Raw genomic sequence first — 13,978 nt, 5'->3', positions numbered from 1 at the left:
TGATTTGAGTTGCGCACCTCAGAAATTTGATGAAACTGGCGCCTGCGTAACGGACACCGAACCGAGGCCGCGTCGCCCGTCGACCGACCGCCCGGTTTCGCTTCCGGGGATCCCGACGTCCGTCGGACGCGCGGAAGACATGAGGAACCCGCCGGCCAACGGCGGACCTGCCCTCCAGGAGAGGGCGATCAGGAGGATCTACGAGATGAAACTGCTGCATGTGCTGGCCGGCTCTCTCACGGCTCTGACCGTATGCCTGCCCCTCTCGATGGCGAGCGCCAGCGAGGCGGCTCCCGTGATCGGCTTCTCCATCGACGACCTGCGCGTGGAGCGCTGGGCGCGCGACCGCGACTACTTCATGGCCGCCGCCAAGGAGCTCGGCGCCACGGTCTCCGTTCAGTCCGCCGACGGCAACGAGGAGAAGCAGGTCCGTCAGATCGAGAATCTGATCGCCCAGAAGGTCGACGCGATCGTCATCGTGCCGATGAACTCCAAGGTCTTCTCCGCCGTCGTCGAGGAGGCCCACAAGGCCGGCATCAAGGTGCTCTCCTACGACCGCCTGATCCTCAACGCCGACGTCGACGCCTACATCTCCTTCGACAACGAGCGCGTCGGCTATCTCCAGGCCGAGGCCGTGCTGAAGGCTCAGCCGACCGGCCGCTACTACATGCTCGGCGGCTCGCCCACCGACAACAACGCCAAGCTCCTGCGCGCCGGCCAGGAGAAGGCCCTGAAGCCCGCCGTCGACGCCGGCAAGATCAAGATCATCGGCTCGCAGTGGGTGAAGGAATGGAGCCCGACCGAGGCTCTGTCGATCATGGAGAACGCGCTCACCGCCAACCAGAACAAGATCGACGCCGTCGTCGCCTCCAACGACGGCACCGCCGGTGGCGCGATCCAGGCGCTCGCCGCCCAAGGTCTCGCCGGCAAGGTGGCGATCTCCGGCCAGGACGCCGACCTCGCCGCGATCAAGCGCGTCAAGGCCGGAACCCAGACCGTGACCGTCTACAAGCCCCTGAAGCTGATCGCCACCGAGGCGGCCAAGCTGACGGTGCAGATGGTCCGCAAGGAGAAGCCCGCCTTCAACGCCAAGCTCGACAACGGCAAGAAGCAGGTCGAGAGCCTCCTCCTGACCCCGGTCGCCCTCACCAAGGACAACGTGGATCTGGTCGTCACCGACGGCTTCTACACCAAGGAACAGGTCGACGGTAAGTGACCGTCCCGGTCCCGCGGGTCGCGCCTCGGCGTGACCGCGGGACGTTCGGATCCGCGGGCCGCGTCCGTCTCCGGCGGATGCGCCCCGCCCACCGGGACGCGCCCCGCCCCGGACGACGAGCGACCGGCAGCCCGCGGTCCCAGGGCCGCCTCGAGGGACAGACGATGGCCGATTATCTGCTCGAGATGCGTGGCATCACCAAGGAATTCTCCGGCGTCAAGGCGATCGACGGCATCGACCTGAAGGTCCGCCCGGGCGAATGCGTCGGCCTCTGTGGCGAGAACGGCGCCGGCAAGTCGACGCTGATGAAGGTCCTCTCCGCGGTCTATCCGCCCGGCTCCTGGACCGGCACGATCCTGTGGGAGGGCGCGGAGCTGAAGGCCCGCAACATCCGCGAGACCGAGGAGGCCGGTATCGTCATCATCCATCAGGAACTGATGATGGTGCCGCATCTCTCGGTCGCCGAGAACATCTTCCTCGGCTCCGAGCCGACCACCTTCGGCGGCCTGATCGACTACGACGCGATGAACGCCCGCGCCGCCGAGCTGATGATCCAGCTGAAGATGCCGGACATCAACGTCGCCCTGCCGGTGATGGCCTATTCGGGCGGCAAGCAGCAGCTGATCGAGATCGCCAAGGCGCTGAACAAGAACGCCAAGCTGCTGATCCTCGACGAGCCGACCTCGGCGCTGACCTCCTCGGAGACCCGCACGCTGCTCGACCTCGTCGCCGAGTTCAAGGCGCGCGGCATGGCCTGCGTCTACATCTCCCACAAACTCGACGAGGTCGCCGAGATCGCCGACACGGTCACCGTCATCCGCGACGGCACCCATGTGGCGACCCATCCGATGGCCGAGCTCACCACCGACAAGATCATCACCATGATGGTCGGCCGCGAGATGAAGAACCTCTTCCCGCGCGAGGACCACGACATCGGCGAGGTGATCTTCGAGGCGCGCAACGTCACCGTCTGGGACACCACCAACACCGAGCGCAAGCTGGTCGACGACGTCTCCTTCACTCTGCGGCGCGGCGAGATCCTCGGCGTCGCCGGTCTCGTCGGCGCCGGCCGCACCGAACTCGCCTCTCATCTCTTCGGCTGTTGGCGCGGCGAGCACACCGGCGCCATCCTGCTCGACGGCAAGGAGGTTCGCGTCCACTCGCCCCTCCAGGCCGTGCGCCAGGGCATCTGCATGGTGCCGGAGGACCGCAAGCGCCACGGCATCGTGCCCCTGATGGGGGTCGGCCACAACATCACCCTGTCGGTGCTGCGCAACTACACCCGCTTCGGCCTGATCGACGCCGAGGACGAAATGGCGGTGATCCGCAACGAGATCGACCGCATGCGGATCAAGACCGCCCAGCCCCTCCTGCCGATCGCCTCGCTCTCCGGCGGCAATCAGCAGAAGGCGGTGGTCGCCAAGATGCTGCTGCCGGGTCCGCGCGTCCTGATCCTCGACGAGCCGACCCGCGGCGTCGACGTCGGCGCCAAATACGAGATCTACAAACTGATCTTCGAACTGGCGAAACAGGGCGTGGCGGTGCTGATGATCTCCTCGGAACTGCCCGAGGTGCTCGGCATCTCCGACCGCGTCCTGGTGATGGGCGAGGGCCGCCTGCGCGGCGACTTCCCCAACACCGGCCTCAGCCAGGAACAGATCCTCGCCGCCGCTCTCGGCAAACAAACACGGGATGCCGCCTGATCGCGCGCGAACCCTGGTCGGAAGACGAACCATGACCCTGACGAGAAAAGACCTGAGGACGTTCCTCTCCTCCTACAAGATCGTCGCCCTTCTCATCGTCATCGCGGTGATCTGGGCCTTCTTCGGCTTCATGACCTATGATGCCGATCTCGGTGGCTCCCAGTTCCTGACGGCGCGCAACTTCTCCAACCTGCTGCGCCAGATGGCGATCACCGGCATGTTGGCGAGCGCGATGGTGTTCGTCATCGTCGCCGGCGAGATCGACCTGTCGGTCGGCTCGCTGCTCGGCCTCCTCGGCGGCATCGCGGCGGTGCTCGACGTGATCTACCACTGGCCGCTGGCCGGGACGATCGCGGTCGTGATCCTGCTCGGCATCGTCATCGGCCTCGGCGTCGGCTGGCTCACCGCCTATCAGGGCATCCCCTCCTTCATCGTCACCCTCGGCGGCATGCTGGTGTTCCGTGGCGCCGTCCTCGGGCTCACCGGCGGCATCACCGTGGCCCCGGCGTCGGAGGAGCTGAAGGTCATCGGCCAGGGCTATCTGCCCGGCGGCCTCGGCGACGGTCTCGCCGCCATCCTCTTCGTGCTCCTGGTGGTGACGGCCTTCCGCACCCGGGCCGGGCGTCAGAAGCATGGGCTGCCCGTCTCCTCCATGGCGGCGGAAGTCGCCCGTCTGGTGGCGATCGGCGCGGTCATCCTCGGCTTCGTCGTCACCTTGAACAGCTATCAGGGCGTGCCGGTGCCGGTGCTGATCCTGCTGGTGATCCTCGGCATCTTCACCATCGTCGGCAACAAGACCGTGTTCGGCCGCCGCATCTACGCGGTCGGCTCCAACCTCGAGGCGACGCGCCTCTCCGGCGTCGACGTCAATCTGGTGAAGATGCTGGTCTTCGGTCTGATGGGCCTGATGTGCGCCCTCGCCGGCCTCACCACCACCGCCCGCCTCGCCGCCGGCACGCCCTCGGCCGGCTTCGGCGGCGAACTCGACGCCATCGCCTCCTGCTTCATCGGCGGCACCTCGATGCGCGGCGGCATCGGCTCGGTCGCCGGCGCGCTGGTCGGCGCGGTGATCATGGCGAGCCTCGACAACGGCATGTCGATGCTCGGCGTCGAGACCTTCTGGCAGCAGATCGTCAAGGGCGTGATCCTGGTGCTGGCCGTGTGGATGGACATCGTCTCCTCCGGCAACACCCGCTGAGACCCTCGGGCGACACCCGCCGAGATCCTCCGGCGCCTCCCGCGACGGAAACCTCGCCACCCCCCGACCGCCCCGGTCGGGGGGTGTTTTTCTCGTGGGAACCGGCCCCACGGCGATCGTTTACCCGATCCGAACCTTCGCGACCTATACTGGAGCGAGATTCGCCATCCCGTTTCCGACAGGTGATGCATGCAAGCCCTCGAGTTCTCGTCCGAGCCGAAGCAGTCCTCCGACTGGGATGAACTCTCGACCTTCGATATGGCGCCGGTGTCGTTGTGGCTCGAGGACTATTCCGCCGTTCTCGTCCAGCTCGACGAATGGCGCGCCGAGGGCGTGACGTCGCTGCGCGAGTTCCTGCTCGCCGACGTCGAGCGGATCCGCGTCTGCACCCGGCTGATCCGCGTCGTGAAGGTCAACCAGCGCACGCTCGACCTCTACGAGGCCGACGACCCGATCCACCTCCTCGCCCGCCTCGACGACGTCTTCCGCGACGACATGCTGCTCTATCACATCGACGAGTTGGAGCAGCTCTGGGCCGGCCGTACCGACTTCTCGAGCTTCACCGTCAACTACACCCTGTCGGGGCGCCGTCTCGACATCATGCTGCGCGCGCGCCTTCTGCCGGGCCATGAAAAGGACTGGTCGCGGGTGCTGGTGGCGATCGAGGACGTCAGCGACCGTGAGACCGCGCGGCGCGAGCTCGCCGCCGCCGAGAGCCATGCCCGTGGCCTGTTCCAGCATTCGCCGGTGTCACTGTGGGTCGAGGACTTCTCCTCGGTGAAGCGCCTGATCGACGAGGTGCGCGCCTGCGGCATCGACGATTTCCGCACCTTCACCGACGTCCACCCCGAATTCGTCGGGCGCTGCATGAGCGAGATCCGGGTGATCGACGTCAACCGTCAGACGCTCGAGACCTTCCGCGCCGCCAACCGCTCCGAACTTCTCCTGCGCCTCCATGAGGTCTTCCGGGGATCGATGCAGGTCGCCTTCCGCGAGCAGCTGATCGACCTTTGGAACGGCAAGCTCTTCCAGCAGCGCGAGGTGGTGAACTACTCGCTCGCCGGCGAGGAACTGCACTTCATGATGCAGTTCTCGGTTCTGCCCGGCCACGAGGCGAAGTGGGATCTGGTCCAGGTCGCGCTCACCGACATCACCGCCCGCAAGAAGGCCGAGGCCTATCTCGAGTTCCTCGGCAAGCACGACGTGCTGACCAAGCTCTACAATCGCTCCTTCTACGTCGACGAGATCGCCCGCACCGAGCGCTCCGACCTGACCCCCACGACGATCGTCATCGCCGATCTGAACGGGCTCAAGGAGGCCAACGACTGCCACGGTCACGCCGTCGGCGACCAGTTGCTGCGCCGCGCCGGCGAGGTCCTGAGCAAGCTCGCCGAAGAGCCGGCGCGCGCCTCGCGCATCGGCGGCGACGAATTCGCCATCCTCCTTCCGGCGACCGACGAACGCGGCGGCGCCGCGATCATCCAGCGCATCCATCGCCTGACCGAGCTGAACAATCAGTTCTACGGCGGCCTGCCCCTCAGCTTCGCCGTCGGCGCCGCGACCCAGCGTCCCGGCGAACGGATGGAAGAGGTCGCCCGCCGCGCCGATGCCGCCATGTACGAGGCGAAGCGCCTCCACTACGCCTCCAAGGACAAGCCGCGCTGATCCCACCCGCCGATGACGAAAGGCCGCCGCGATCGCACGATCGCGGCGGCCTTCGCATGTCCCGAGCGGCGCCGGCCGGTCACAGGCTCCGCATCACCTCGCCCTCGAGGAACTCCTGGCGGCCCGAACGCGGCTGCGGATCGAGCCCCTCGGCGGTGGCGCGGTCGGCGACCTCGGCGAGGCTGCGCTTTCCGGCGAGGATCGCCTGCCCCTCGGCCCCGTCCCAACCGGCGTAACGCGCCTCGCGCGGCGCCGTGAGCGTGCGCTTCTCGAGCATCGCCGCGGCGTTGAGGAGCGCCCGGGCGCAGGCGTCGATCGAGCCGACGTGGGCATGGAGGAGGTCGGCCGGGTCGATCGACTGACGGCGGATCTTCGCGTCGAAGTTCATGCCGCCGGTGGTGAAGCCGCCGCCCTTCAGGATCTCGTGGAAGACCAGCGTGAGTTCGCCGACGTCCATCGCGAACTGGTCGGTGTCCCAGCCGAGGAGCGCGTCGCCACGGTTGATGTCGATCGACCCGAAGATGCCGAGCGCATTGGCGAGCATCACCTCGTGCTCGAACGAATGACCGGCGAGAAGGGCGTGGTTCTGCTCGATGTTGACCTTGACGTCGGCGAGGAGATCATAGCGCTCCAGGAAGCCGTAGACGGTCGCGACGTCGAAGTCGTACTGGTGCTTGGTCGGCTCGCGCGGCTTGGGCTCGATCAGGAGCGGGCCGTCGAAGCCGATCTTGTGCTTGTGCTCGGCCACCATGGCGAGGAAGCGGCCGAACTGATCGAGCTCACGCTTCATGTCGGTGTTGAGCAGGGTCTCGTACCCCTCGCGCCCGCCCCACAGCACGTAATTGGCGCCGCCGAGCCGCTTGGTCGCCTCGAGCGCGATCCGCACCTGACCGGCGGCATAGGCGAAGACCTCCGGATCGGGATTGGTCGCCGCACCCGCCATGTAGCGGCGGTGCGAGAAGAGATTGGCGGTGCCCCACAGGAGCTTCACGCCGGTCTCCTCGATCTTCTTCTCGAACACGTCGCAGATCGCCGCGACGTTCTTCGCCTGCTCGGCGAGGTTCGCCCCTTCCGGCGCCGCGTCGACGTCGTGAAAGGTGAAGAAGGGCACGTCGAGCAGCCGGAAGAGATCGAAGGCGACGTCGGCCTTGGCCTTGGCCATCTCCATCGGATCGACGCCGTGCATCCACGGCCGCAGGAAGGTCTCGCCGCCGAAGGGATCGCCGCCCGGCCAGCAGAACGAATGCCAATAGCACACGGCGAAGCGCAGATGCTCCGCCATGGTGCGCCCGGCCACCACCCGGTTCTTGTCGTACCAGCGATAGGAGAGCGGATCGGTGGCGTCCGTCCCCTGGAAGCGGATCGGCTCGAGCGCGCCGAAGAAGCGCGTGGCGGGAGCGTTCATGAACGAATCTCCTTGGCGAAGGGGGCGAGCCGGCGCCAACGGGCGTGGGTCTCGCGATGGAGCGCGGCGCGGGCCGCATCGGGATGGAAGGTTTCGAGCCGGCGCGGTCGGGCGCAGACGTCGGCGGGACGTTCTCCGGTCGCGGCGAGGCGGCCGAGCCGCGCCGCGCCATGGGCGGCGCCGACCGCGCCCTCCTCGACCCGGTGGACCGGGATGGCCAGTTGATCGGCGAGGATCTGCGCCCACAGCCGCGAGCGCGACCCGCCGCCGACGAGATCGATCTCGCCGATGACGGTGCCGGCGGCGGCGAGCGCATCGCGATTGTCGACCACCGCGTGGCCGACGCCCTCGAGCACCGCCCGCGTCATCACCGCGCGGCCGTGACCGCCGCCGAGACCGGCGAAGATCGCCCGAAGCTCGGGATCGTTGGCGGGCGTGCGCTCGCCGGTGAGATAGGGCAGGAACATCGCCTCCCCGCCCGGGGTGGCGTCGTCGCCGAGTTCGGCGAGGAGCGCCTCGGCGCTCGCCCCCGTCACCCCCGCCCACCAGGCGAGGCAGGAGGCGGCCGACAGCATCACCCCCATCTGATGCCACAGCCCCGGCAGCGCATGGGCGAAGGCATGGACCGCCGAGCCCGGATTGGGGGCGAAGCGGTCGGTGGTGACCCACAACACGCCCGAAGTGCCGAGCGACAGGAAGGCGTCGCCCGCCGCGATCGCGCCGAGGCCGACGGCGGTCGCGGCATTGTCGCCCGCCCCACCCGCGACGACCGGCGCCGAAGCCATACCCCAGCGGGCGCAGAGCGCGGGTGAAAGGCGTCCCGCCGGTGCCGAGCCCTCGGCGAGACGCGGCATGTGGTCTCGCGTCAGCCCGCAGGCGGAGAGGACCTCGTCCGACCAGTCGCGCCGCGCCGGATCGAGCCACAGCGTGCCCGACGCGTCCGACATGTCCTCGATCTTCTCGCCGGTCAGCCGCAGCCGCACGAAGGCCTTGGGCAGCAGTACGCAGGCCGTGCGCGCGAAGATCTCCGGCTCGTGCGCGCGCACCCACAGGAGCTTCGGCGCGGTGAAGCCGGGCATGGCGAGATTGCCGGTGATCGCGTGCAGGTCCGGCACGGCCGCCTCCAATGCCACGCATTCGGCGGCGGAGCGCCCGTCGTTCCACAGGATGCAGGGGCGCAACACGCGGTCGTCGCGATCGAGCAGCACCGCCCCGTGCATCTGGCCGGAGAGCCCGATCCCCGCCACCGCCGCGACCTCGCGCGGATGGGTGCCGGCGAGTTCGTCGACCGCCGAGATCGTCGCGCTCACCCAGGTCTCGGGATCCTGCTCCGACCAGAGCGGTCGCGGCCGGTGGACCTCGAGCGGCCGCTCGACCGTGGCGACGACCCGATCGCCGTCGACCAGGGCCGCCTTGACACTCGACGTGCCGATGTCGAGACCGAGATACATCGATCCGCTCCTCTCCCGATCACGCTCGTCATCCCGCCCTCAGGGCAGATTTTCTCGGATGACGATGTCGATACCGATGGTTTCCTGGGCGGTGGAGATCGGCTCCTTGCGCGCCAGCGCCTGGAGCACCCTCAGCGCCGATCGCGCCTCCCGCCCGGGGTTCTGCGAGATCACCGCGTCCATCGAGCCGTTGAGCAGGAACCGCCGAGTGTGCACCGTCAGATCGTGACCGACGAAGACCACCTCGCCGGTGCGCCCGCTCTCGGCGAGACCGGCGACCACGCCGGGCGTGCCCGCCCCGATGTTGTAGAGCCCGACGAGATCCGGCACCTCGGCGGCCAATTTGGCGGTGAGGCGGCGATTGGTCTCGTCGTCGTCGCGCCCCTCGAGCGGCAGCATCAGCTCGAGATCGGGAAAGTCGGACGCGATCACCCGGGAGATGCCGATGAAGCGGTCGGTGTGATCCGAAAGCGCCAGCGACCCCGCGATGACCGCCACCTTGCCCTTGCGACCGCCGATGAACCGGCCGATCAGCGAGCCCGCCGTGCGCCCGGCGGCGATGTTGTCGATCCCGACGTAGCGCGCCCGCTTCGACGACGGCACGTCGGAGACGAGCGTCACCACGTGGATCCCGGCCGCGACGAGATCGTCGATCGCCGCCCGCACCCGGGGATGATCGAGCGCCACCACGGCGAGGCCGTCATAGGTCGGGCCGATGTCCTCGAGGGTCTGCGTGAGGGCATTGGCATCGAAGACGTCGGTCTCGACGATGTCGACCCGGGTCCGCCGCGCGGTCAGCCAGGCGCGTTCCCGCACCACCGTCTGCTGGATCTCCTCCATGAAGACGTTGGTGCTCTTCGGCATCACGAAGCAGAAGCGATAAGTGAGGCCGCGCGCCAGTTCCGCCGCCGCCGCGTGGGGGCGGAACCCCAGCCGCTCGATCGTCTCCTCGACCCGCGCGACCGTCGCCTTGCGCACCCCGGGACGTCCGTGCAGGACGCGGTCGACGGTGGCGATCGAAACGCCGGCCTCGCGGGCGACGTCCTTCAACGTGGTGGATGAGGGGTCGATCTCGTCGTTCATGTCACGATGGATTGCGCAAAAATCTGAGGTGCGCAACTCAATTCGTCGCTGCACTGCGCCAGAGACCGCGCGGCAGAGCGAAAAAGCCTTGTCCGACGGGAGGATGGCTCAGTCAGTCGGCGAAGAACCGATAGGCGGTCCGATGCCGATAGCGGGCGCCCGGCCGCAGCAGCACCGACGGGAATTGACGCTTGTTGGGCGCGTCGACGAACCCCTGCGCCTCGAGGCAGAACCCGGCATGAGGCCCGTGCGCGATCCCGTCGTGCGCCGCACCCGCCGCGCCGAGATGGGCGGCGGTATAGAGCTGGAGCGCCGGCTGATCGGTCTCCACCTCGAGCCTCAGGCGCCCGTCCGGCGCCCACACCCGCGCCGCGAGCGCCACCTCCCCCGGCGCGCCCGAGAGCGCGAAGGCGACGTCGTAGTCGCCGTCGATGCGACGCGGGTTGCGAAAATCGTATTCGGTTCCCGCCACCGGCAGGATCGCGCCGGTCGGGATCATCGCCGCGTCGACCGGCGTGTAGAAGTCGGCCGCGAGTTCGAGCCGGTGATCGCGGCAATCGGCGCCGCCGTTCAGGGTGAAATAGGCGTGATTGGTGAGGTTCACCGGCGTCGGCGCGTCGCATGTGGCACTCGCCGAGATCTCCAGCGACGCCGCCCCGGTCAGGCGATAGACCACCCGCGCCTCGACCTGGCCCGGCCAGCCCTGATCGCCGTCCTCCGACACCAGCGACAGCTCGACCGCGTCCTCGCTCGCGCCCTCGAGCCGCCAGATCCGCCGGGTGAAGCCGACCGGACCGCCGTGCAGCGTGTTGACGCCGCCCTCGTTCACCGCCAGCCGAACCTCGCGCCCGTCGAGACGAAACCGCCCGCCGCCGATGCGATTGGCGCAGCGCCCGGCGATCACCCCGAGATGGGACGGATTGAGCCGATAACCCTCGATCGTCTCGTAGCCGAGCACCACCGGGCGCGGCGCGCCGTCGCCGACCGGCACCGTGAGCCCGCGCACCGCCGCACCGATCGTCACGATCGAGGCGACCGCCCCACCCGGCGAGCGCAGCTCCACCGCCTGGACCGCCTCGCCGTCGATCGTCCCGAAATCGCGGATGAGTGCCATGATCGTCGTCCGTCTCCGTGCCCCGGAAGGCGCGCCGTCGGTGCGCCGGGCCGCCGTTCCGGCCGTGCCCGCCCCCTGTCTACTCCCGGGAGCCGCCGAGGGGGAGAGGCGATCGACCGCAGCCGCGCCGAAGCCTCGTCCTGCCGGATCCCCATTGCATCGAGGCTTCGATGCATTATCTCGAGGTACGCCAATCGAAAATTTGCGGTGAGTAGGCTGCTCGCCCACCCGTCAGAGAGGACATGCCATGAAGACCCGCATCTTCGGCCACACCGGCGTCGCCGTTTCCGAAATCGGTTTCGGTGCCTGGCAGATCGGCGGCTCCTGGGGATCCGTCGACGAGGCCGACGGCCGCGCCGCGCTCCATGCCGCGCTCGACGCCGGCATGACCTTCGTCGACACCGCCGACGTCTACGGCGACGGCCGTTCGGAGCGAATCATCGCCGAGGTGCTGCGCGAGCGCGGCGGCGACCGCCCCTTCGTCGCCACCAAGGCCGGCCGCCGCCTCGCCCCCCACGTCGACGCCGGCTACACCGCCGCCAATCTCGAGGCCTTCGTCGACCGCAGCCTCGCCAATCTCGACGTCGAGCGGCTCGACCTCGTCCAGCTCCATTGCCCGCCGACCGAGACCCTCTACCGCCCCGAGGTGTTCGACGCGCTCGACGGCCTGAAGCGCGCCGGCAAGATCCGCGACTACGGCGTCAGCGTCGAGAAGGTCGAGGAGGCGCTGAAGGCGATCGAATACCCCGGCGTGGTGTCGATCCAGATCATCTACAACATGTTCCGCCAGCGCCCGGCCGGCCTGTTCTTCCGCGAGGCCGAGCGTCGCGGCATCGCCGTGATCACCCGCGTCCCCCTGGCGAGCGGCCTCCTCACCGGCAAGATCGGCCGCTCCACCGTCTTCGCCGACGACGACCACCGCAAGTTCAACCGCCACGGCGAGGCCTTCGACGTCGGCGAGACCTTCGCCGGCGTGCCCTTCGACGTCGGCCTGGCGGCGGTCGAGGAGATCCGCCGCGTGGTGCCCGAGGGCGTGGCCATGGCCGCCTTCGCCCTGCGTTGGATCCTGATGGAGACCGCCGTCTCGGTGGTGATCCCCGGCGCCCGCAACGCCGATCAGGCCCGCGCCAACGCCGCTGCCGCCGATCTGCCGCCGATCCCGCCGGCGACGATGGAGGCGATCCGCGAGATCTACCGCACGATGATCGCGCCGCACGTCCATCAGCGCTGGTGAACCAGGGCCGGGCGGCGTGGGACGCGCATGGGCGATATCCACGCCCATGCGACGGACCGTCATGGAACTGCAATGGGAAGGGTGTTCCTCGTCGGCATCGAACTCGCGCGGGCCCCGTCGGGCTCGCCCATTGACGAGGTTGCCATGCTGAAGCGCGCCCTTCTCGCGACCGTTCTGGTCACCGCCGGCTGGACCGGCGGTGCCGTCGCCCAGACCATCTATCCGCTCGATCGGGCGGAGATCCTCTCCGGCTCCAAGTTCGACCTCAAGGTCGAATTCCCCGGCACCGTCGCCGCCGACCAGTTGAAGGTCACGATCGACGGCAAGGACGCCGCCGAGGTGCTGGGCGCCAAGCCCGAGATCGTCGCCAAGGAGGACGGCCACGACCTGACCGCCTATTGGCTGCGTGGCGTGTCGCTGACCACCGCCGGCAAGGTGAAGGTCGAAGCCTCCGCCGGCACCGAGAAGAAGTCGGTCGCCTGGGAAGTGTTCGACACGCCCAAGGGCCGCGTCGCCAAGAACGTCATCCTCTTCGTCGGCGACGGCTTCTCGATCGCCCATCGCACCGCCGCCCGCATCATGTCGAAGGGCATCGTCCAGGGCCACTTCGGCGGCGAGCTCGCCGTCGACGACATGCCCTACATGGCGCTGATCTCGACGCCCGGCACGGATTCGATCGTCACCGACAGCGCCAATGCGATGAGCGCCTACACGACCGGCCACAAGACCTGCGTCAACGCGCTCGGCATCTACTGCGCCAAGAACAAGAACACCCTCGACCATCCCAAGGTCGAGACCATCGGCGAACTGGTGAAGCGCAAGACCGGCATGGCGCTCGGCGTCGTCACCAATTCCGAGATCGAGGACGCCACCCCGGCCGGCATCGTCGCCCACACCCGCAAGCGCTCCGACTTCAACGACATCGTCGAGATGTTCTACGACGTGAAGCCGGACGTGATCATGGGCGGCGGCTCGCCCAACTTCCTGCCGAAGTCGACCCCCGGCTCCAAGCGCAAGGACGACGTCGACTATCTCAAGAAGTTCGAGGAGGCCGGCTACGCCTTCGTCTCGACCAAGACCGAGATGGAGAAGGCGGTCGCCGACGGCAAGTCGAAGATCCTCGGCCTCTACAACACCGGCAACATCGACGGCGCCCTCGACCTGAAGTATCTCAAGAAGGGCTCCGTCTCGAAGTTCCCCGACCAGCCCGACGTGGTCGACGAGACCAAGGCGGCGATCGCCACCCTGTCGAAGAACCCGAACGGCTTCTTCCTGATGGTCGAGAGCGCCCGCATCGACAAGTACTCGCACTCGCTCGACCCCGAGCGCGCGCTCTTCGACACCATCATGCTCGACAACGCCGTCAAATACGCCAAGGACTTCGCGGCGAAGAACGGCGACACCATGATCATCGTCGTGGCCGACCACGCCCACCCCGTGTCGATCATCGGCACCTATGACGACGACCGTCCGGGCCAGACCCCGCGCGAGAAGCTCGGCACCTACGCCGACGCCAAGGTGCCGAACTACGGCCCGGTCGACGCCGAGGGCTATCCCACCAACATCGATGTCTCCCGGCGCATCGCCCTCGAGTTCGGCACCACCCCGGACACCTGCTTCAACGCCAAGCCCTTCATGGACGGCGAGAACGTCCCGGCCGTCGCCGGCGCCACGCCGAAGACCTATGTCGAGAACCCGAAGAACTGCGAGCGTCCCGGCGCCGTCCACATCACCGGCAACCTGCCCTTCGATGCCTCCTCGGGCGTCCATTCGGGCGACGACGTGCTGCTGACGGCGATGGGCCCGGGCGCGGAGGTCTTCCACGGCCGCCTCGACAACACCCGCGTCTTCCGCGCCATGGCGACCGCTCTCGGCCTCGCCAAGTGAGCGGACGAGCGAAGAAGTGAGG

10 protein-coding genes are annotated in these 13,978 nt (G+C 68.3%); 6 read left to right on the top strand and 4 right to left on the bottom strand.

Translation table 11 applies throughout. From position 1 onward, the window contains the following. Positions 1-205 precede the first annotated feature (205 nt). From xylF to J3S89_RS14165, 4 genes are all read left to right on the top strand, one after another. Positions 206-1,216: a D-xylose ABC transporter substrate-binding protein gene (xylF, locus tag J3S89_RS14180; protein ID WP_217928287.1), complete on the top strand. Its 1,011-nt coding sequence runs from the start codon at positions 206-208 to the stop codon at positions 1,214-1,216. A 164-nt stretch (positions 1,217-1,380) separates the two neighbouring features. Beyond that, complete coding sequence (locus J3S89_RS14175) at positions 1,381-2,919, top strand: xylose ABC transporter ATP-binding protein (protein WP_217928286.1); 1,539 nt, start codon at positions 1,381-1,383, stop codon at positions 2,917-2,919. Positions 2,920-2,950: 31 nt separating this feature from the next. Continuing rightward, a complete protein-coding gene (locus J3S89_RS14170) occupies positions 2,951-4,117 on the top strand; it encodes a sugar ABC transporter permease (protein ID WP_217928285.1) in 1,167 nt (388 codons plus the stop codon). A 189-nt stretch (positions 4,118-4,306) separates the two neighbouring features. Then, on the top strand, positions 4,307-5,782 hold the full coding sequence (locus tag J3S89_RS14165; protein WP_217928284.1) for a sensor domain-containing diguanylate cyclase: 1,476 nt from the start codon (positions 4,307-4,309) through the stop codon (positions 5,780-5,782). 79 nt (positions 5,783-5,861) lie between these two features. Here the strand turns inward: J3S89_RS14165 and xylA are convergent, their stop codons facing one another. The 4 genes from xylA to J3S89_RS14145 form a co-directional block, all read right to left on the bottom strand. Further along, positions 5,862-7,187 (bottom strand): xylose isomerase, encoded by a 1,326-nt coding sequence (gene xylA, locus J3S89_RS14160; RefSeq protein ID WP_217928282.1) that lies wholly within the window; start codon positions 7,185-7,187, stop codon positions 5,862-5,864. After that, positions 7,184-8,638 carry a xylulokinase gene (gene xylB, locus J3S89_RS14155; RefSeq protein ID WP_217928280.1) on the bottom strand — a complete coding sequence of 485 codons (1,455 nt, stop codon included), beginning with the start codon at positions 8,636-8,638 and terminating at the stop codon, positions 7,184-7,186. The genes xylA and xylB overlap by 4 nt, the downstream gene beginning before the upstream one ends. 39 nt (positions 8,639-8,677) lie before the next feature. Next, entirely contained in the window at positions 8,678-9,721 is a 1,044-nt protein-coding gene (locus J3S89_RS14150; protein ID WP_217928278.1) for a LacI family DNA-binding transcriptional regulator, read from the bottom strand. Between the two features lie 112 nt (positions 9,722-9,833). Beyond that, a complete protein-coding gene (locus tag J3S89_RS14145) occupies positions 9,834-10,835 on the bottom strand; it encodes an aldose epimerase family protein (RefSeq protein ID WP_217928277.1) in 1,002 nt (333 codons plus the stop codon). Between the two features lie 247 nt (positions 10,836-11,082). On the opposite strand from J3S89_RS14145, the gene J3S89_RS14140 reads away from it, so the two are divergent. Next, complete coding sequence (locus J3S89_RS14140; RefSeq protein WP_217928276.1) at positions 11,083-12,069, top strand: aldo/keto reductase; 987 nt, start codon at positions 11,083-11,085, stop codon at positions 12,067-12,069. A 144-nt stretch (positions 12,070-12,213) separates the two neighbouring features. Then, positions 12,214-13,956: an alkaline phosphatase gene (locus J3S89_RS14135; RefSeq protein ID WP_217928275.1), complete on the top strand. Its 1,743-nt coding sequence runs from the start codon at positions 12,214-12,216 to the stop codon at positions 13,954-13,956. Positions 13,957-13,978 lie beyond the last annotated feature (22 nt).

This window comes from Pinisolibacter aquiterrae (genome assembly GCF_019160155.1).
In the GTDB taxonomy this organism is placed as follows: domain Bacteria; phylum Pseudomonadota; class Alphaproteobacteria; order Rhizobiales; family Ancalomicrobiaceae; genus Pinisolibacter; species Pinisolibacter aquiterrae.
Note: the sequence above shows the minus strand (reverse complement) of the source record. Positions and strands in the feature narration are given on the sequence as shown.

What these genes read in the sequence shown, in the direction of transcription:
- J3S89_RS14150 (WP_217928278.1), bottom strand. Translation starts at nt 9,721, where the DNA reads ATGAACGACGAGATCGACCCCTCATCCACCACGTTGAAGGACGTCGCC.
- J3S89_RS14170 (WP_217928285.1), top strand. Translation starts at nt 2,951, where the DNA reads ATGACCCTGACGAGAAAAGACCTGAGGACGTTCCTCTCCTCCTACAAG.
- J3S89_RS14175 (WP_217928286.1), top strand. Translation starts at nt 1,381, where the DNA reads ATGGCCGATTATCTGCTCGAGATGCGTGGCATCACCAAGGAATTCTCC.
- J3S89_RS14135 (WP_217928275.1), top strand. Translation starts at nt 12,214, where the DNA reads ATGCTGAAGCGCGCCCTTCTCGCGACCGTTCTGGTCACCGCCGGCTGG.
- xylB (WP_217928280.1), bottom strand. Translation starts at nt 8,638, where the DNA reads ATGTATCTCGGTCTCGACATCGGCACGTCGAGTGTCAAGGCGGCCCTG.
- J3S89_RS14165 (WP_217928284.1), top strand. Translation starts at nt 4,307, where the DNA reads ATGCAAGCCCTCGAGTTCTCGTCCGAGCCGAAGCAGTCCTCCGACTGG.
- J3S89_RS14145 (WP_217928277.1), bottom strand. Translation starts at nt 10,835, where the DNA reads ATGGCACTCATCCGCGATTTCGGGACGATCGACGGCGAGGCGGTCCAG.
- J3S89_RS14140 (WP_217928276.1), top strand. Translation starts at nt 11,083, where the DNA reads ATGAAGACCCGCATCTTCGGCCACACCGGCGTCGCCGTTTCCGAAATC.
- xylF (WP_217928287.1), top strand. Translation starts at nt 206, where the DNA reads ATGAAACTGCTGCATGTGCTGGCCGGCTCTCTCACGGCTCTGACCGTA.
- xylA (WP_217928282.1), bottom strand. Translation starts at nt 7,187, where the DNA reads ATGAACGCTCCCGCCACGCGCTTCTTCGGCGCGCTCGAGCCGATCCGC.